The organism is Bradyrhizobium sp. WBAH42, from assembly GCF_024585265.1.
In the GTDB taxonomy this organism is placed as follows: domain Bacteria; phylum Pseudomonadota; class Alphaproteobacteria; order Rhizobiales; family Xanthobacteraceae; genus Bradyrhizobium.
On record NZ_CP036533.1, the window covers coordinates 4,812,568 to 4,830,277 of the forward strand.

16 protein-coding genes and 1 pseudogene are annotated in these 17,710 nt (G+C 61.6%); 10 read left to right on the forward strand and 7 right to left on the reverse strand.

Features of this window, described 5'->3' with window-relative positions; genetic code table 11:
• Window positions 1-174: 174 nt before the first annotated feature.
• The gene (locus DCG74_RS39025; RefSeq protein WP_172788473.1) at window positions 175-537 is read left to right on the forward strand and encodes a hypothetical protein; all 363 of its coding nucleotides are present in this window, start codon (window positions 175-177) and stop codon (window positions 535-537) included.
• On the opposite strand, the gene DCG74_RS22420 is transcribed toward DCG74_RS39025, so the two are convergent.
• Window positions 484-822: an H-NS family nucleoid-associated regulatory protein gene (locus DCG74_RS22420; protein ID WP_172788516.1), complete on the reverse strand. Its 339-nt coding sequence runs from the start codon at window positions 820-822 to the stop codon at window positions 484-486. The genes DCG74_RS39025 and DCG74_RS22420 overlap by 54 nt on opposite strands.
• A 2,606-nt stretch (window positions 823-3,428) precedes the next feature.
• Between DCG74_RS22420 and DCG74_RS22425 the strand changes: the two genes are divergently transcribed.
• From DCG74_RS22425 to DCG74_RS22435, 3 genes are all read left to right on the forward strand, one after another.
• Entirely contained in the window at window positions 3,429-3,779 is a 351-nt protein-coding gene (locus DCG74_RS22425; RefSeq protein ID WP_172788517.1) for a PilZ domain-containing protein, read from the forward strand.
• Between the two features lie 956 nt (window positions 3,780-4,735).
• Window positions 4,736-6,016 carry an amidohydrolase family protein gene (locus tag DCG74_RS22430; RefSeq protein WP_172788518.1) on the forward strand — a complete coding sequence of 427 codons (1,281 nt, stop codon included), beginning with the start codon at window positions 4,736-4,738 and terminating at the stop codon, window positions 6,014-6,016.
• Window positions 6,017-6,352: 336 nt separating this feature from the next.
• Window positions 6,353-7,183: a hypothetical protein gene (locus tag DCG74_RS22435; protein ID WP_246708990.1), complete on the forward strand. Its 831-nt coding sequence runs from the start codon at window positions 6,353-6,355 to the stop codon at window positions 7,181-7,183.
• Window positions 7,184-7,289: 106 nt separating this feature from the next.
• Here the strand turns inward: DCG74_RS22435 and DCG74_RS22440 are convergent.
• Window positions 7,290-8,020, reverse strand: a pseudogene (locus DCG74_RS22440) (DUF3750 domain-containing protein).
• A 130-nt stretch (window positions 8,021-8,150) separates the two neighbouring features.
• On the opposite strand from DCG74_RS22440, the gene DCG74_RS22445 reads away from it, so the two are divergent.
• Window positions 8,151-8,393, forward strand: coding sequence for a hypothetical protein (locus DCG74_RS22445; RefSeq protein ID WP_172788519.1), 243 nt, complete (start codon window positions 8,151-8,153; stop codon window positions 8,391-8,393).
• A 177-nt stretch (window positions 8,394-8,570) separates the two neighbouring features.
• Here the strand turns inward: DCG74_RS22445 and DCG74_RS22450 are convergent, their stop codons facing one another.
• Window positions 8,571-8,843: a hypothetical protein gene (locus tag DCG74_RS22450; RefSeq protein WP_172788520.1), complete on the reverse strand. Its 273-nt coding sequence runs from the start codon at window positions 8,841-8,843 to the stop codon at window positions 8,571-8,573.
• Window positions 8,844-9,368: 525 nt separating this feature from the next.
• On the opposite strand from DCG74_RS22450, the gene pyrF reads away from it, so the two are divergent.
• Together pyrF and DCG74_RS22460 are read left to right on the forward strand one after the other, a co-directional pair.
• The gene (gene pyrF, locus DCG74_RS22455) at window positions 9,369-10,373 is read left to right on the forward strand and encodes an orotidine-5'-phosphate decarboxylase (protein WP_246708994.1); all 1,005 of its coding nucleotides are present in this window, start codon (window positions 9,369-9,371) and stop codon (window positions 10,371-10,373) included.
• A gap of 208 nt (window positions 10,374-10,581) precedes the next feature.
• On the forward strand, window positions 10,582-12,204 hold the full coding sequence (locus DCG74_RS22460; protein WP_172788521.1) for an ABC-F family ATP-binding cassette domain-containing protein: 1,623 nt from the start codon (window positions 10,582-10,584) through the stop codon (window positions 12,202-12,204).
• Window positions 12,205-12,459: 255 nt separating this feature from the next.
• Here the strand turns inward: DCG74_RS22460 and DCG74_RS22465 are convergent, their stop codons facing one another.
• A complete protein-coding gene (locus DCG74_RS22465) occupies window positions 12,460-13,512 on the reverse strand; it encodes a type II asparaginase (RefSeq protein WP_172788522.1) in 1,053 nt (350 codons plus the stop codon).
• Window positions 13,513-13,524: 12 nt separating this feature from the next.
• Between DCG74_RS22465 and DCG74_RS22470 the strand changes: the two genes are divergently transcribed.
• Entirely contained in the window at window positions 13,525-13,884 is a 360-nt protein-coding gene (locus DCG74_RS22470) for a hypothetical protein (RefSeq protein ID WP_172788523.1), read from the forward strand.
• A 24-nt stretch (window positions 13,885-13,908) separates the two neighbouring features.
• On the opposite strand, the gene DCG74_RS22475 is transcribed toward DCG74_RS22470, so the two are convergent.
• Window positions 13,909-14,157 (reverse strand): hypothetical protein, encoded by a 249-nt coding sequence (locus DCG74_RS22475; RefSeq protein ID WP_172788524.1) that lies wholly within the window; start codon window positions 14,155-14,157, stop codon window positions 13,909-13,911.
• A 203-nt stretch (window positions 14,158-14,360) separates the two neighbouring features.
• Here DCG74_RS22475 and DCG74_RS22480 point away from each other — a divergent pair, with 203 nt between their 5' ends.
• Entirely contained in the window at window positions 14,361-14,825 is a 465-nt protein-coding gene (locus tag DCG74_RS22480) for a cupin domain-containing protein (RefSeq protein WP_172788525.1), read from the forward strand.
• 6 nt (window positions 14,826-14,831) lie between these two features.
• Here the strand turns inward: DCG74_RS22480 and DCG74_RS22485 are convergent, their stop codons facing one another.
• Window positions 14,832-15,794, reverse strand: coding sequence for an alpha/beta hydrolase (locus DCG74_RS22485; protein ID WP_172788526.1), 963 nt, complete (start codon window positions 15,792-15,794; stop codon window positions 14,832-14,834).
• A gap of 559 nt (window positions 15,795-16,353) precedes the next feature.
• Between DCG74_RS22485 and DCG74_RS22490 the strand changes: the two genes are divergently transcribed.
• The gene (locus tag DCG74_RS22490) at window positions 16,354-16,512 is read left to right on the forward strand and encodes a hypothetical protein (protein ID WP_257187392.1); all 159 of its coding nucleotides are present in this window, start codon (window positions 16,354-16,356) and stop codon (window positions 16,510-16,512) included.
• A gap of 27 nt (window positions 16,513-16,539) precedes the next feature.
• Here DCG74_RS22490 and DCG74_RS22495 read toward each other — a convergent pair whose 3' ends face one another.
• Entirely contained in the window at window positions 16,540-17,661 is a 1,122-nt protein-coding gene (locus tag DCG74_RS22495; RefSeq protein ID WP_172788527.1) for an HD-GYP domain-containing protein, read from the reverse strand.
• Window positions 17,662-17,710 lie beyond the last annotated feature (49 nt).

The window sequence follows — 17,710 nt, forward strand, 5'->3', positions numbered from 1 at the left end:
GCGCGCTTGTCGTTGTTAACCGCTGGAGGTATGCCGCATTCCAGCGACTTTGATCACAGTTTGGACGCATGGCCGGCGTCCGACAAGCGCACCGGTGTCGCACAATTGGTCTTAGGCGGCTCCATTTGATCTGTTGGCAGCCGATATCCTCGCGCTTGTCGCAGCGCAGCAAAGATGCAGCCGGACGTCCGCCATTGGCGCGGCCGGCGAAAGGCGAGAACCCCCGCGTTCGGCGGCCTCGAGGTCGGCATCGGATTTTCAGGAACCTGCAATGAAGACAGCGGCGAGCTCGAAGGCATCGCGCTCGCGGGGAAGCGAGGCTTGCGCCTGACAGCCTCGCTCACGGCAAATCAGGTCCAGCACGCGCTGGGGCACGCTGGGCGCATTAAAGGCCGAAAGTCGATAGGCGACTTTCGGAGGCGCAAGGCTGAAGAAGCAGTACTTCTTTGCGCTAGCCGTTTTTCAGCGCACGAGACCGCGGCGCTAAATTCGTCTGCCGCCTTTGAGCGAAGACCGCTCGATCAAGAAGTCGTCTAATTTCCGGCCGCATCGAAGCTGCGGTTGCAGCCAGCGAGGTGGCCTACCGCGACCCGACCACGTTTCTGCGGGGTTGTTCGGATTACGATATTTGGGCCGGACCGGCGGGTAGGGACGACGCTTACGATCGAACCGTATGGTCTCGTTGGCGAGTCCAATCTTGTGGAGCCGTTCCTCCAATCGTGCTTTTTGCACCAGGATTTTCTCAGTAAGGCTGGCCGTAACCTGCTGGTGAACTATCCAGAGCTCGTCAAGCGAGAGCGAGTTGAATTGCGCGGCATTCATGGCACAGATCCGGTTCTGGTGAGAAGGCCAGTCACACAAGCCGTAAAATGAAGGGACAGACAACCCGACATTTAAAAATTAGCCGTACAATCCACATTAAAGTGCGAGGTAGCAGGGAGAAAGGCGCGACGGCGGTTATATCGTGGCGGAACATTTAATTGGGTGAGGACAAGGACGCGGGCGACGCTCGGCGCTCGCGGGTGGCTCGATTTCGTCGCTTTTGCAGCCTGCTAGAGCTGGACCGACCTATTAATTTGGATAGCCGAGCGCAAAATTAATCATCGCATCGCCCAATTTAAGCCGCATGAGAGCCCATCTTGCCGCGAAGGCTTGTGCCGGATGGGGGCAACACCGGGAGTTTTCGATGTCCGGTCATTTGCGATTCTGCTTTGCCAGTTTGGTTCTTGTTGGAGCTGTTTCGGCGGCACCTGCGTCCGCCAATCCCATCACCGACCTGTTCAATACTGGTCCTCGCGAGCCCGCTGCAACGTCGCCGGTGCAACCAGAATGCTTGCTGCGGCCCGGCAACTCGTCTGGCCCACGCCAGCGCTGGATGTATCGGCGGGACGGCCATCGCAAGTGCTGGTTCCTGGCCGAGGGCATCGCAGTCGTGCGAAAGTCGGTTCGTGATCGCGCGGCGAAAGGCGGCGCCAGTCCCGACAGGAATGAGGCTGGGCGGCACAGGCAAAGCCCGGTGATTGATGCGCGCGCGGAGTTACCGAGGTCGGCACCGGCCGAGGGGACTTCGGCGACGCCGCCGGCGCTCGAACTCAAGGTAGCTGATGCCGCTTCGGAGCTCAGTACGCGCGCCGCCCCGACCTGGGCGGCTTCCATCGCGGAGCTCGCTGCGCCCGAACATTCAGTGCCTGGCCAAGCCGATGTAAAGCAGCCTCTCGCGGCGGGGCCCGTCGCTGACGCAGGGCCTTCGTCGAATCCGCCGGCTATCGCGATCAGCGTGGTCGAGGAGGAGCGGAGCTCGGCGCTGCCCTGGTTAGGCGTGCTGCTGATGGCGCTGGGGGGCCTGTCAGTCTTAAGCTCGAGCCGCATACTTCGGGACGCGGTGCGATTGCGCCCACCGAGAGTGCGATACGCCGGGCACGTTACCTGACGCGCCGTCACGAGATCCATGAATTCAGGAGTTCGAAGTCGAACGGGAATCCGTACGACCGCTCCATCCTGAATAGACGGCGGATCTCGCCGCCGAGTTAGCTTGCGGCCCTTGCTCCGCGACCTAGTCCGACACGCCGCCTTCTGAGTGTTCTGGCCTCTACGCGTCGGAGCTTGCTTCGAAGCTTTTCAACCTCTCTAAGCTCCGCCACGAGTGCGTGGAGTCGCTCGCTCAAAACAGCACAAGTATAAACTTGACGCATACTGGACATGGCACGCCTCGAGGCAGTTCATAAAAAGAGAAAAGACAAAATTCAGCCGGCCGAAGTTCAGTGAGTCAGAGCAGTGGCCGCCAAATGTTCCCAATACTCCGCCTCTGCGAGCAGCTTCCAGCTTCTCTCGGGATAGCGCGCGGCACTCTGTCGGCAAAGCAACGCCATTGCGCGAAACCGGCGGGCAACTTCCATTCCAACCTCCCATTATATTTTGTTTTCAACATATTGTTTAATGTTGTGCTGGAGTCATCATCATTATCGGTCATAATCAAAATTATCGTTTAAGGGCAGTCAACTAGGGTTCCTCAGGCGAATTAACGGGCATTTGTTTCGGTTCGGAGTTCAGATCGGTTTCGAATGCGACGTGCTGCGTTCGCGTTGCGAGTTGAAGCGCCTCGCCACGCGATTGTGCGCTCGTCAGGAGCCTGTGGCGCAACAACACAATTGTGTTTGATCAGAATATCGGTCGGGTCTGCGCGAGTTCTCAGACAGCGGCGAGGCGAGGAGAGTGGGACCTCAGGTCGGGCACCGGAACAAAGTACTCCAAATTAGCCGACCCTCGTCAGCTCAATGCCACGCCGCCAGAGCGGCCCTGGCCAGAAGCCTCCCGAAAATCCCGAGTCCGGAGGTTTGCGGAAGCGTTCCACTGCTCCATGGCCTGAAACCATTTGGACAGCGAAATCGGAGACTTTGACACGCGCGAGCCGTTTGACTTGGACCTGCGAGGGATCCAATCGCAAGCCCAACCTCACGAACGCATGGCGTCGATCGCATGGGCGATTAGGACCGCTGCACTGACGCCGATGAGAACGACGAGCAAAAGAGTGAATAACACGTTCGCCTCCAATGTCTGGAATTGAACGCGCTCATTCGTGCACAGTCAAAATCAACCGGCCGAGATTATTAATTTCGGCTTTGGGCTGAGGATTCACGGTAACGCTTGCGTCCGTTGTCGGCCCTATCGATGGAATGCCATGAACAGAAGAACCCCGACAACGCACGCCGCGAGTGAGAGCAAGTAAATACCCACGGCAATCCCCGACTCATCACAAATCAGCATTTAGATTGGAACTCGCATCATTGCGCGGGTCAAGTGCGAGCGGCTCAACAAATTATTTAATCAATTAAATAATGCCGAAGTCAGCCGGATGTGATTTAATTGCAGGTCCCGACGTCGCGCGAGAAAGCGCATTTTAGGTTGGCTTCTTCATTCGGAGTCTCGCCATGATCGAACGTCGTGCAATGAAGCGGATAGCGATCAACCGGGCGGCGCGGCTGTCATTCGGTGAAATCATTGGGACTCATCCCTGCATGGTGCGGGACATCAGCGCCTTGGGAGCCTGCATCTCCACGCCGTACTACATATTCGCGAACGAATTTGCGCTGTCGTTCGACAGTCACTCCGGGATATTCGTCTGTCGCGTTGTGTGGAGGAAGGAGACGCTTTGCGGGGTCCGCTTTCTTCTGCGACACTGCTCGCCGAACTTAGAGAATGATTCCAGCATCACTGCACTCGCAGCGCGACTTGGCCCCCGGATGGTGTGCGGCAATGGGCCCGTTTCCGCTCACCTTTAGCGTTGCGCTGCACAGCACGCCTCTTTCGGACTTGAGAAGGCTTAGTCTCGATCAATCGTCCCAAGGCGCCGCTCGTGACCACGGCGGATATTCGGCTCCGAAAAAAACCGGCCAGCAGTGCTGACCGGGTAAGTCAACTTGGGAGGAGAGCAAGGATCGCCATCGATCTCCGACAATGAGGCGTATTCCTCGTCGTTCCTCTACGGTTGCGGGGTTCCACCGCCGGTGAAGACTCCCTGATGCAGGTTAAGCTCTCCTCGGCCCCAGTCGGAAGACACACTTCTGCGACTCTGTATCGCCGATTTCGACCCGAAGCAGACGAAGGCTTGGAAGGGTACCCGAGGGCCGAGCCCATCGAGGGGGCCTTGGGATTGACGGGAGCGCAAGGACATTCGTGGTGAGCTCTTAGCCAGTGCTTCTGACCGCCTCAGCCAGAATGGAGTAGAGCTGCTGCTTGAAGCGACGGCACCGCGCAAGCATCAGCAGTCGCGCTCAAACATTGGGTGCCGGTAGTGGACACCATTGGGTTATTTCGAAGCCGAAGACCTCGTTTCGTGCTCGACGTCACTTTCGATTTCCAGCCATGGCTAGTCCAGGGAAGCGGCTGTTCGACGCTGTAAATGCGTTTGACGGCGATAAGAAGAGGGGCTGCTGTTCATAGAGTAACATCCGCCTGCATGTCGCCTCGTGGTCCATGCCTGACCTCCGCCGGATCGACGAAATGACTAGGCCCCGGTGCGAGCGCTCGCTTAGTCGATGCTTGTCGAAGAAGGTTCATCTGAGGATAGAAAAATTTCGCAGCTCCTCAACGCGGGAGTGTGGTCATAGGATTGGATCACCCGGGCGACGAGGCCCGAGCTCCAACGGCATCCTTTTTGGTTTCGGACGCGGCGCCGGTCGCCGATCCGCGCGTCAAGGTTTGCCTTTACCAACAAAAGCACAGAGGGGGGACCATCATGCCTGCGTTGTCACGCCGCGATTTCCTGGCACTCTCGACATCAGCCGCAGCCGTCGGGCTCGCCGCGCCCGCGCGCGGGACGATGGGGCCGAACGACAAGTACGACCTGGTGATCCGCGGCGGCGAGGTGCTCGACCCGAGCCAGTCGCTGCGCGCCAGGCGCGATATCGGCATCCGCTGGGGCGTGATCGAGGCCGTCCAGGAGACGATCCCCGCCGAGCGCGCGTTGAAGAGCATCGACGCCTCGGGCAAGCTCGTGATGCCCGGCCTGATCGATCTGCATTGTCACGTCTATCCCTACGGCTCGGCCATCGGCATTCCCGCCGACGAGCTGGTCCAGTTCCAGGGCACGACGACCGTCGTGTCGGCGGGCGATGCCGGCGTCAACAATCTGGCGGCGTTGCGCCGTTTCATCGTGGCCCAGACGCGGGCTCGGATGTACGCCTTCGTCCACATCGCCAATAACGGCCTGTCCGCGTTCCCCGTCGCCGAGCTCTACAACATCGACACCGCGCAGACCGAAGCCTGCGCGATGGCGCTGGCCGAGAATTCGGACTTCCTCCTCGGGGTCAAAGTGCGCATGTCGGAAAACGTGATCTTCAAGCACGGGCTCGAGCCGCTCAAGCGCGGCATCCAGGCCTGCGAGATGTGCGGCTGGCCGGCGAAGATGATGGTGCATATCGGCGGCGTCGAGTCCAAGGAGCTGATGTCGCAGATCCTCGACCTGATGCGCCCGGGCGACGTGCTGACGCACGCCTATTCGGGTGCCCCGAACATGTCGAGCGTCTTCACGAATATCGTCCAGGACGGCAAGCTGCTGCCTGCGGCCCTGGCAGCCAAGCAGCGTGGCGTGCTGTTCGACGTCGGACATGGCGGCGGCAGCTTCGATTTCACCGTGGCGGAAGTGGCGATCCCCGGCGGATGCGCTCCTGATACCATCTCGTCCGATATCCACGTCTTCTCCGGCAATTCGCCGGGCATTCCCTTCCTGCCCAACGTGATGAGCAAGTTCATGCTGCTTGGCTTCACGCTGGAGCAGGTCGTCGCAATGGCGACGACGGCGCCGGCGAAGATCATCAATCGCGCGCCGAAGATCGGAACGCTGCAGGTCGGTGCGCCCGCCGACGTCGCGATCATGGAGCTGGTGGAGGGACCGGTCAGCTTCGTCGACACGCGCAACAACAGGAGGGAAGGGAAAGCCCAGCTCAAGCCGATCCAGACCGTCATCAACGGCGTGCCCTTCGGGCGGCCTTATCAGGCGCCGTTCTCGGTGAGATAGAGTCGGCGCCGGTCTCGAGCCGCTTCGGGAAATGTCTGCACGTCGAGGACGGGAAGCCGCCGCTCAGCGCGGCGTACTGTTCGCCGTCGGGCATGGCGGCGGCAGTTTCGATTTCGCCGGGGCGGAACTGCTGAGGCAGCCTTGAGCGATAGCCGACTTTGGCGTTGAGCCGATTTGTTCCGGGTGCTATGTTCGAGCGACATCATTGCCCTTAGGGCTGATGGGACGGGCGGGTTATCAGGCTTACGGACTGCCGCCTGCCAATTTGGAAACTGGAATATTCTAGCCATAGGCCCCGCCTCCGGACGCATTTCAAAGTCGGCCGGAGAATGTTGATTGACGTCATTTTCCTCCGTTCTTCCCATTGACTCGGAGGCGGGCTTTTTTGTTCAACTAGAAAAAGCCATCGCCATGTCTACTTTCAGAAGCCGAGCCCGGTGCGCGGCAGGTAGTGGCCGTTCAAGCGCAAGGCGAGTTTGCAGCTACTTTTTGGCTTGCATACTCCAAGCCGCCTGCGTCGTTCCTTTCGCGAGTACCGCGTCCGCGCAATGCGCAGCCCGCGATGTCTTGCAGAACCGGCTGAAGCCCAAGACGCACTCGGCCCCAGCGTCCGAACAGCCTATCAGGTCCGCTCGTGACGTTGCGACCTGGAAGACGATCACGATAGGTACCTTCGCCAACTCACTTACCTTGCGCAACGAGCTCGCTAGCAAGGGCTGCAGTGTCGGTGGTCAGGCTGCAGAAATCCTTGCTCGGCCGGCGTTCACCGTTAGCTCTCAGAAGACAAATGTCGAGCTCGTCCATTTATCACCTGCGCAGCTTGGGTTTACCTTCGACACCGTGACCCTGGCTAACGTATACGCACGCGCCCAGCAGGTCGGCCTTAAGCTTGCTGCGGCCGAAGTCGGCCCGCAATTGCGCATCCAATATTTCGACCAACCTGTCGGCGAATTTCTCATCATCGGAATGGAGCCGATCAAGACATGGAGCGGCGAGCCGATTATTCTGAATGTGGCAAATGGCGGCGCCGGATTGATCCTAATCGGCCAGGATGGTCGAGCCGAAGCGGATATACCCGTGACCTCTCGTTTCATTTTCGTCCGATCCCATCAACCGGCAGCTAGCAGCGAAGTCGTCGGATCAGTCGCAGCATTTTTGCCGCCGTGAACGGATTGAGGCCGCCTTAGTGTCGAATGACGGCTTATGATCCGTTGGCGAGTTTCGATGCTCCTAAAAATGGCCAGCTTGTTAGGCATCATGGGATCTCTGCCTCCTAGAGCCCAGGCGTCACCCCGAAGCGGCCAAGCCCAGGCAGCTTGAGCGCCGGGCGTCGGATATCGAGACCGAGCACGGCGCCGAAGAAATTGATCTCCAAGCCTTCGACCCAGCCGACGGAAAAGCCAACATATCCGGCAAGCGAAGCATAGATACCCGTGCCGGACGCCGTCAGGCCGACCCACCTACCCGTGTACGGGAAGTCCTTGCCGATCGCGGTCGGCGGCAGCACGGCCCTGAGCTCGGGGACGGCATCGAGGGCCGCCTGCACGAAGGTGTTCGAGTTGGGACCGGGCCAGACGCTATAATCTCCATAGGACCGAAACTGGTAGTTTTCGATCACGTATCGGATTTTGGGATCAGCACCTCGGCGCGCTCTCCGTTGACGGCCACAATGGTTTCTGGCGCAGCGCCAAACCACCGCCCGTCCGGAGCGAAGCCGTTGGTGCGGATCGGTTCGCCCCACGCCGTGTAGTCATAGCGGGTGTAGGTCGGGGCATTTTTCTCCTTGACGACGATCCAGGTGTGAACCGCGAAGATGCTGCGCCACCGCACCGTTCGCGCCCCGAACACCCGTATGACGGCTTCGGGATGATCGGCAGCGGGAAGCAGAAGACCTGCGCTCGACCGATCGGCGGTTTGCCAATTCTGGCGGCCATCGCCCAGCCAGAAATATCTCACCGCCGACGCGGCCAGCGGTGCCAAGACAAGGAACAGAAAGATCAGCAAGGGCTTCTTCAAGGGAGTGATGCGGCGGACGTTTGACAAACCATATAGTTCGCATGAATGCCGCCGCCAGAGCCGAAGGCGCTGAGATCAGGTGGTTGTTCCCCAACCGCAGCAGGATTGGAGCACGCGCATGGACATGAAGGAAGCTGCGGCGATGACGGAAGCCTCCGGCTTGGCAGCCAATCAGGACGGCTTGGAGCAGATCTCAAGCCCGCGGCCAGGTTCCGGAGCGGCCAAGCCACAACCCGACTCGCCTTCGCTGGATTCCGCCAGGCGATGGGCTGACCGGTTGCGAGAGGTCACGATGAAAGCGCCTCTACGGTCGCTGTTTGTCGCCTTCCTGGCCGGAGTGTGGATCGCTCGCCGGCGGTAGGAGCTGTGAGCTTGCGCATTTCGTGACAAGGAGACTGCGGCGATTTATGACTGGCTGGTAAGCGGCGAGATGATCGCGAGGATGGCGGCGCTGGGAGGGCCGCCTTCCAGAATGCCGGAGACTCCGGTCAAGGGACCGCTCACGGATTGCCCGAGAGCGGCCTTTTCGTAAGGCGCATCAAGCAGCCTTTTCTTTGAGTTCAAAATCCATGGTCCAAGTCGAATTTCCTGGCTGCTTGCGGAATATCCAGATGGTCAATGTCGAACCCGGTGGGATGACGATACTGTCACCTTCGTGCATCGTGAACTGCCGAATGTTGCTTTCGGTCGCCCAAATCGAATGAGAGTAAACGTCCTTGTCGCTGGACTTGGTGCAGACCAGAACTCCCCCGTTCAAAACGGCGCGGGTGACAGTCTGGCTTACGGACGAGTCCATGTGGATGGTAGTCATCGCGGCAATCTCCAAATGATGAAAAAACGCCAGATGCTCCCTTAGGTTGTCGTGGCATGTCAAGTGTGACCGGCCCCAGTCCGCTCCTCTCAGGGAGCTGGACGCCAACCCGGAAAATTGATGGACCACCCCTTGCTGCACAGCATCAGGATGTTCGGGTTTTCCGCTCCGTTGCCGGATCTTGTGCAGGGGGCTCCCAGATCCAGATCACTCTAGGCGCATAGTCGTCTGGACGGTCTTTTTCGTAAAGCACGTCCAATCGCTTAGCTGCAAAGACCGCAACTAGAGAAAGACGATGTTCATGCCATCTCGATCATCGCAATGATCATTGGCGTAGAGCTTCGCTGTCGTCGTTATTATGCTCAGCTCGTAGGGTGGGTAGAGCGCGGTGCTGCTCGTCGTAACTCCGTTGTCATCGAGTTGGCGATCGTGATGCACGGGTGCATCGCCGGCCCTGCATCATGAGCCGCAACTCATATCCGCAGGGCCGACAGACGTGCTGCGAGGAAGTCCATCGTGGCGCGGATGCGCCGCGGCAACGCGCCGGCGCTCGAAGGTCTCGGCTGCGATGGATACTCAATCGCTGATCGGCTATGTGTTGCCAAATGGGTGGAGGAAGACGGAATGCGAGCCGAGGCGTGGACTGACATCGTTCAAGCGAATGCGTCGAGCTACGGGGGCATCGTCGTAGGCATTGATCCATATCTGCCAGATGTTCCCGCGGCTTTCGAGAGCGAGGGCGGGCGCCTCGATTGGCTGCCCCGATACCTTGATTTCGTCCTGGACCGGACCATTGGTCGGGTCGGCTTCGTGAAATTCCAATCTGCCTACTTCGAGGCATATGGCCTTGCAGGGCTCAATGCCTTGTCGTTGGCAATGAAGCGGGCTCGGAGTGCGGGTATGGGCGTGATTCTTGATGCGAAGCGCGGTGATATCGGATCGACCGCCGCGGCGTATGGGCGAGCCTACCTCACGCCTGGGACTGCTGGTGGCAGCGGCGACTTTGAGGCGGATTGCCTAACCGTTAATCCGATGATGGGACCAGACACTTTGGAGCCATTCCTCGATTGTGTTCGCAGGTATGGCAAGGGCTTGTTCGTCCTCTGCCGTACCTCGAATCCCGGTGCAGGCTGGTTACAAGACCGGATGACGGGAAACCGTTTTATTTCCGATCGGCTCGCTGACTTGATCGCGACTGTCGGCAAGGATTGCAATCAGGGGGCGCGCCTCAATCCGGTCGGGGCCGTGATAGGCGCGACAGTTCCACAAGAAGGAAAGCGGCTTCGTAGCCTGCTGCCGAACGCCATCATTCTAGCTCCAGGGCTCGGGCCGCAGGGAGGAGATGTGACAGCATTGAATGCATTGCGGGGCTCTCATCCGGGAGATCTTCTAGTACCGGTCTCTCGTGGTCTGCTTCGGGTGGACGATCGGTCTATTGCACTGGACGAATACGAACAACTCATCAAAGAACGTCTTGAGCTGTTCAAGGCCGTGATCGCGGCTCCATCGAAGCTTAGTGCAACGGGTTGAAGCCCACGGGAGGAGGTCCGCACGCGGTTCCTCACGCCGGCAGCGCGCGCCCCACCTGCCATCCAGGCCTCCACCAGCGCGCCGGCAGGCTCTTGCCCATAGCGAGTGGGTGGCCGAAGCCGGTCGCCGATCCGTACCCCGCCGGGCTTCCCCTCACGCCCCGCATGCCCTATGACGCTGCAACGCAAAAATCCCCCCAAAGACACTCATGATCCGCCTCGACAACGTCAGCAAGCAAGCCGGCCACCAAATCCTGTTCATCGAAGCCTCCGCGGCCCTCAACAAGGGGGAGAAGATCGGTCTCGTCGGACCGAACGGCGCCGGCAAGAGCACGCTGTTCCGGATGATCGCCGGCGAGGAACTGCCCGACGAGGGGCAGGTCTCGACCGATCGCGGCATCACCATCGGCTATTTCAACCAGGACGTCGGCGAGATGTCCGGCCGCAGCGCGGTGGCCGAGGTGATGAACGGAGCTGGTCCCGTCAGCGAGGTCGCGGCCGAGCTGCGCGCGCTCGAGGCCGATATGGCCGACCCCGACAAGGCCGACCAGATGGACGAGATCATCGCCCGCTATGGCGAGGTGCAGCACCGGTTCGAGGAGCTGGACGGCTATGCGCTCGACGGCCGCGCGCGCGAAGCGCTCTCCGGCCTCGGCTTCAGCCAGGAGATGATGGACGGGGACGTCGGCAAACTCTCCGGCGGCTGGAAGATGCGCGTGGCGCTGGCGCGTATTCTCCTGATGCGCCCCGACGTCATGCTGCTCGACGAGCCGAGCAACCATCTCGACCTCGAAAGCCTGATCTGGCTGGAAAAATTCCTGCACGATTACGAAGGCACGCTGCTGATGACCTCGCACGACCGCGAGTTCATCAACCGCGTGATCTCCAAGGTGATCGAGATCGATTCCGGCTCGCTCACCACCTACACCGGCGATTACGAATTCTACGAGCAGCAGCGGGCGCAGAACGAGAAGCAGCAGCAGGCGCAGTTCGAGCGCCAGCAGGCCATGCTCGCCAAGGAGATCAAGTTCATCGAGCGCTTCAAGGCGCGCGCCTCGCATGCGGCGCAGGTGCAGAGCCGGGTCAAGAAGCTCGACAAGATCGAGCGCGTCGAGCCGCCGCGGCGCCGCCAGAGCGTCGCGTTCGACTTCCTGCCGGCGCCGCGCTCGGGCGAGGACGTCGTCGCGCTCAAGAACGTGCACAAGGGCTATGGCTCAAAGCGCATCTATGACGGGCTCGACTTCATGATCCGCCGTCGGGAGCGCTGGTGCGTGATGGGCGTCAACGGCGCCGGCAAGTCGACGCTGCTCAAGCTGGTGGCCGGCGCGAGCGAGCCGGACCAGGGCACGGTGGCGCTCGGAGGCAGCGTCAAGATGGGCTATTTCGCCCAGCATGCGATGGATCTGCTCGACGGCGAGCGCACCGTGTTCCAGTCGCTGGAGGACGCGTTTCCGACCGCGGGGCAGGGCTCCTTGCGTGCGCTCGCCGGCTGCTTCGGCTTCTCCGGCGACGATGTCGAGAAGCGCTGCCGCGTGCTCTCGGGCGGCGAGAAGGCGCGCCTCGTCATGGCCAAGATGCTGTTCGATCCGCCGAACTTCCTGGTGCTGGACGAGCCCACCAACCATCTCGACCTCGCCACCAAGGAAATGCTGATCAACGCGCTGGCGGATTTCGAGGGCACCATGCTGTTCGTCTCCCACGACCGGCATTTTTTGGCGACGCTGTCGAACCGCGTGCTGGAGCTGACGCCGGAGGGCATCCACCAATATGGCGGCGGCTACACCGAATATGTCGCGCGCACCGGGCAGGAGGCTCCGGGGTTGCGGAGCTAGTGAGGGGGCCGCGGACCTTGCAATGACGGAGCTCTGGTAGGGTGGGCAAAGGCGCAAATCGCGCCGTGCCCACCATCTCGTTCTGATCTGCGGCAGATCGTGGGCACGCTCCGCTTTGCCCACCCTACGAGATCCGACCGCGTAGCCCGAATTTCGCGCGATCGCCTACCGCAAGATCTCGCGCAGCACTTCGCCATCGACGCCGTGCGGTCTGTGATGACCGCTGCTTCAAGCGGGACTAGCCGAGGTTCTAAATTAATAGGCGTAGAACATCCGCTGAATGTCCTTGGTGTCGGTCGTCTTGGTCAACGCCAGCATCAGCAAGATGCGCGCTTTCTGGGGATTGAGCGTATCCGAGACGACGAAGTCGTGCTCATCGTCCTTGGCCTCGCCATTGCGCGCGACGATGCCGTTGCCGACACGGCTGCTGCGAACGATCACAACGCCCTTCTTGCGGGCTTCGTCCAGCGCCGGCTCGACCGCGGGGCGGGCCAGGCTGCCGTCACCCACGCCGGCATGCACGACCCCCTTGGCGCCGGCGGCGACAAAGGCGTCGATCGCAACCCGGTTCATGTTGGCGTAGCCGTAGACGATGTCGACCTGAGGCAGGACATCGAGGTTGGACACGTCAAATTCGGAATCCGCCGTGTGCCGGCGGGTCGATTGCCGATAGAAATACGGCTTGTTGCCCTGCATGTAGCCGAGAAAGCCGAGTTCAGGCGTGCGAAAGGTGTCTGCCGTGGACGTGTTGTTCTTGGTGACGTCGCGCGCGGCGTTGATCTGATCGTTGAGGGCGACGAGCACGCCCTTGCCGACGGCTTCTTCACTGCCTGCGAGGATCACCGCATTGAAGAGGTTGATCGGGCCGTCCGCGCTGATCGCTGTCGATGGCCGCATCGCGCCGACGACGACCACAGGCTTCTTGCTCTTGACGACCAGATTCAGGAAATAGCTGGTTTCCTCGATCGTATCGGTCCCGTGCGTGATCACGATCCCGTCCACGTCGTCCTGTGCGAGGAGCGTATTGACGCGCTTGGCGAGCTTCAGCCAATAATCATTGTTCATGTTCTCGCTGGCGATCTGGAAGACCTGCTCGCCCTTGACGTTGGCCACCGTTTTCAACTCGGGGACGGCGTTCAAGAGGGTCTCGATGCCCACCGTGGCTGCGGTATACCCGACGACTGTGGTGCTGCTCGCCCCGCTGCCGGCGATCGTGCCGCCGGTTGCGAGAACCATGACGTTGGGCAGGCCAGGGCCTCTGGCGTCGGCAACGTCAACAATCATGAGCAGCGCAAAGAGCACACTCATGGTCGCCATCATGTGATCACGCACGCGGAACTGCAACATCTCGCCCATCCTTTGCTGGAAGCCTCGTCGATGCGCCCCGGTTCGCTCAGCGTTGCATCATCCGTCAGCCGCTGCGTTCTGTCTAGGGTCGCGAGGAGTTTGCTTTACGCGCACGGCGCGTGCCAGAAAACTGGCGGCGGGGAAGGCACAAGAACCAAATGGCCGGGAGGTCTAAAGCGCGATGCGATCGGGATGAATCGTCATCGCGCTTTAGCTTATTGTTTGAGCATGATCTTCTCGGAAAGCCGCTTCGCACTTTTCCGGATCATGCTCTCGCGCGAAGACGCGCTTCTGCCCGGCCATGACGGCATTTCGTTTGTGATGGCTCGCTGAAAAAGCCGGGAACGGACTGCGCGCTTACGCGCTGGTCTCGCACTTCTTCATGAAGCTGTTCTTGGCGGCGCCGGCGAGCGGCTTACCGTCGGAGCCGACGGCCTTGGGGGCGCAGGCATCTTCCTTGCACTTCTTCAGGAACGAGGTCTTGGCGGCGCCGGCCAGCGGCTTGCCGTCCTTGCCGACAGCCTTGCTTTCGCAGGTTTCTTGCGCAAGGGCCGAGCCCGCTGCAAAGCTGGCAACGATCGCAGCGAGGAAAATCCGCTTCATCATGGGGGTCTCCTAAGCCAGAAATGGCCGGGAGATTGGAGCCGCAAATCGTGGCGCAATCAAGCAGGATGAGCACCGGCCGCCCGCTCGCCCCGCTGATTTTTGCGCTTCGAGCGCGGAAGATGTCGCCTCTGTTGCACTGCTCGCTGACCTCATCGGGCGATCCTGCTAGCGTCGGTCCCTCGAGATGGAGAGGAAGCATCGTGATGGACGCCGCGATCCCGCACGACCAGGGCGCCGCTGAGCGGCATTCGCACCTGGTTCGCCCCCATGACATGGATTGGCAGAAGACGCGCTTTCCGGGCTGCGAGGCCAAGACGCTGCTGTTCGATCGCGGCACGGGGCTGATGACCGCCTTGATGCGCTTTGCGCCGGGATCGGTGCTGCCTGATCACGAGCATGTCGGCATCGAGCAGAGCTGGGTCATCGAAGGTGCGCTCGTCGACAAGGAGGGCCCGGCCAAGGGCATTGCCTGCAAGGCCGGCGAATTCATCTGGCGCGAGGCGGGCAGCCGGCACGCCGCCTGGTGCCCGGACGGCGCGCTGATCCTGGCGATCTTCCAGGTGCCGAACAAGTTCTTCGAGGCCGACGGCCGCGTGGTCGATGCCGCCGGCCAGGATTGGGACGAGGTCTGGGGGCACACCGCGGCGCAGCGGGCGCAGAGCGCCTGATCGCCTTCACACGCCGCGCACGAGCAGCGCCTTGAAGTCGGCCCGCGCGCGCTGGGCTTCGGCGCGCGCGGCGTCGGAGGCGTCGCCCATGCCGAAATAGCCGTGGATCAGGCCGGGGCCCTCATGATGCTTGACGCGGATGCCGGCCGCTTCCAGCGCCCGCGCATAGGCCGCGCCTTCGTCGCGCAGGGGATCGAACCACGCGGTGGTCACGACCGCCGGCGCGACGCCGGCCAGCGATGCGGCCCGCAGCGGCGAGACGCGCCAGTCGCCGGCGTGCGCGGGATCGGCGAGATAGTGGCCGCAGAACCATTCCATGGTCGCGCGCGTGAGGAAGTAGCCGTCGGCGTTCTCCGCGCGCGAGGGATAGCGTGCGTTCTCGCCCGCATCGGCATAAGCGCCGACGACGTCGGTGACCGGATAGACCAGGAGCTGCGCGGCGAGCTTGATGCCGGCATCGCGGCAGGCGATCGCGGTCGTCGCAGCGAGATTGCCGCCGGCGCTGTCGCCGGCAACGCCGAAGCGCTTTGCGTCACCGCCAAATTCCGCGATGCGGCCAAACACGTCGCTCACCGCGGCGAAGGCATCCTCGAAGGCGCCGGGAAAGCGCGTCTCGGGCGGACGTCGATAGTCGACGGAGACGACGACCGCGCCGGTCTCGATCGCAAGGTTGCGCGCCTGCCGGTCGTGGGTTTCGAGATCGCCCGCAACCCAGCCGCCGCCATGGAAGAACACCACGGTCGGTGCCGGCGGGCTGCCGTTCCGGTAGACCCGTGCAGGAAGCGGACCGGCGCCGCCTTTCACCTTGATATCCTCGACGCTATCGACGGGCGGCGGCGGAATGGCCGCGCGCGAGGCAGCGAGTGCGCGCAAGGAATCGCGGGCGCTCTGTGGCGTCATGCCCGTGGGATCGCGCATCGGCATGAGCGGAATGATCTGGGCGATGACGGGATCGAGCGGTGCGGCCATGGACTTCCTCACAGGGTTCTTGGTCTTGCTTGGTCATTAGCATAGGTTTTGCGCGCCGCATCGGCAACCGGTGGTCTGTCGCAACGCCGGACGAGCGGGCAGGGAGGTTCACGAGGTGGAATTCGAGACGCTGGTCCAGTCGCGCCGCAACGTGCGTGGCTTCAAAAACACGCCGGTGCCGCGCGCGGTGATCGCACCCGGCAGGTCGACATCGCCATGCGCTCCGACATTGTGCGCGAGGTCGCCAAGATTCCGGGAAGGACGAGGTCATCATGAGCGTCGCGATGGGCTATCCCGACGACAGCTTTGCCGCGAACGCAGTTCGCTCGGACCGCGAGCACAACCACGAGTTCGTGCGTCACGTGGGTTTTGCCGATTAGCGCGAGCAAGAGGAGATTATTCTCTGGCGGAAATTTTTTTGGTGCGGCGTCGCGAGTGGCCTCTTGCAATCTCGAAGTTGCGGGAGGAACAATATGCGGACTGAGAGGTTTGTTGCTGGCGCGAGGGAATTGACATGCGGCGGCTGGCTAGCCTGGTTCGGCGGTTCTTCGGTCCGCGATTGCGGCACAAGATCGATGATGATCCAAGTCTTCCTTTCACACCCGAAGAGTTCGGCCGACTGATTCGCAGCGGCCGGCACGAGGACATGAAGCTGCTGGCCGACGGGCTGGCCTGCCGCTCCATCCCGCGTCGCGCCAGCTATCGTGCGACGCATTGAGGCGGCGTTCGAGACGGGGTACAGCGCTCATCGTGTGAGCGCGACCTGCTTGAACGAGCGGACCAGCGCCTTTTCCAGCTTGCCATTCATCCCGCACAGAACGTCGTAGGCCTCCGCGCGCGGCATGGTCGGCTTGTAGTGCCGGTGCTCGATCAGCGCTGCGAAGATGTCCGAGATCGTTAGAATCCTGACGATATCGCAAATGCTCTCGCCGCAGAGCGCATCGGGATAGCCGCTCCCGTCCAGATACTCGTGATGGTGGCGAACGGCATCGAGGATCTCCCGCGAGATTCCGTCATGGTCCTTGAGAAAGTCGTAGCCAGCGGCCGGATGCGTTTCGATCAGCGCGCGTTCCGTGGCATCGAGGCGACCAGGCTTGTCGAGCACCGCGAGCGGAATCTGCGCCTTGCCGATGTCATGGAACATGGCCGCCGAGTAGAGACGTTCCAGGTCGGCCCTGCCGACGCCAAGGCTCAGTCCGAAGTCGATGGCGAGACCGGTCACCAGTAGGCAGTGCTGATAGGTTCCTTCGTGGTGGCGCCGCACCGTCATGAGCCACTCGGTCAGGCCCTGCCGGGTGATGCGCTCGGCGATCTGGCGACCGGCCTCCTTGGCACCATCGACATCGAGCGGCTGGCCCAAGGTGACAGCCGCGAACATCGATGCGATCGCGGTCGCTGCGGTCTCGACGGCGTTGTCGGATTGCAGCGTATCGCCTGACGAAGCGGACGGCCCGTCGGCCGGATCGGCCAGTGCCGCCAGCAGCTTGGTCCGGCCGACCGTGCTGGGAAGGACCAGCGTCGCCCCGAGCGCATAGGCCTGGGAAATGCAGACGTGGGAGGTGTGCTCGAGCAGGAAGATGCGCTTCCCGACCTTCGCCAACTTGGCAGCCCGCTGCTTGATGGCGGCGATATTGTCGACGTCGCGCAGCTCCGCGCGAATGACGATGGCGACCGGTGTCTGCGACAGCCTGGAATCGGCATCGAGCCGCTCGCCTGCAATGGCGAACCTCTCCTGGAGGATCGAGCAGATGCCCGAGAGCTTGTCGGACGTGTCGGCCAGCACGTGCAGGAGGGGACGAGCCGTTGCCGTCGTTCGGATGCCGGCGTCACCATTGACGGAGCCGGATCTGGTTCGCGCGTCTTGCACGGTCTGACCTGGATTGCGACTATCTGGATGTGAAAACTGCGGGTGGAAT

Coding starts and splice junctions, on each gene's coding strand:
- DCG74_RS39025 (WP_172788473.1), top strand. CDS start 175: ATGCAGCCGGACGTCCGCCATTGGCGCGGCCGGCGAAAGGCGAGAACC.
- DCG74_RS22420 (WP_172788516.1), bottom strand. CDS start 822: ATGAATGCCGCGCAATTCAACTCGCTCTCGCTTGACGAGCTCTGGATA.
- DCG74_RS22425 (WP_172788517.1), top strand. CDS start 3,429: ATGATCGAACGTCGTGCAATGAAGCGGATAGCGATCAACCGGGCGGCG.
- DCG74_RS22430 (WP_172788518.1), top strand. CDS start 4,736: ATGCCTGCGTTGTCACGCCGCGATTTCCTGGCACTCTCGACATCAGCC.
- DCG74_RS22445 (WP_172788519.1), top strand. CDS start 8,151: ATGGACATGAAGGAAGCTGCGGCGATGACGGAAGCCTCCGGCTTGGCA.
- DCG74_RS22450 (WP_172788520.1), bottom strand. CDS start 8,843: ATGACTACCATCCACATGGACTCGTCCGTAAGCCAGACTGTCACCCGC.
- pyrF (WP_246708994.1), top strand. CDS start 9,369: ATGCGCCGCGGCAACGCGCCGGCGCTCGAAGGTCTCGGCTGCGATGGA.
- DCG74_RS22460 (WP_172788521.1), top strand. CDS start 10,582: ATGATCCGCCTCGACAACGTCAGCAAGCAAGCCGGCCACCAAATCCTG.
- DCG74_RS22465 (WP_172788522.1), bottom strand. CDS start 13,512: ATGAGTGTGCTCTTTGCGCTGCTCATGATTGTTGACGTTGCCGACGCC.
- DCG74_RS22475 (WP_172788524.1), bottom strand. CDS start 14,157: ATGATGAAGCGGATTTTCCTCGCTGCGATCGTTGCCAGCTTTGCAGCG.
- DCG74_RS22480 (WP_172788525.1), top strand. CDS start 14,361: ATGGACGCCGCGATCCCGCACGACCAGGGCGCCGCTGAGCGGCATTCG.
- DCG74_RS22485 (WP_172788526.1), bottom strand. CDS start 15,794: ATGGCCGCACCGCTCGATCCCGTCATCGCCCAGATCATTCCGCTCATG.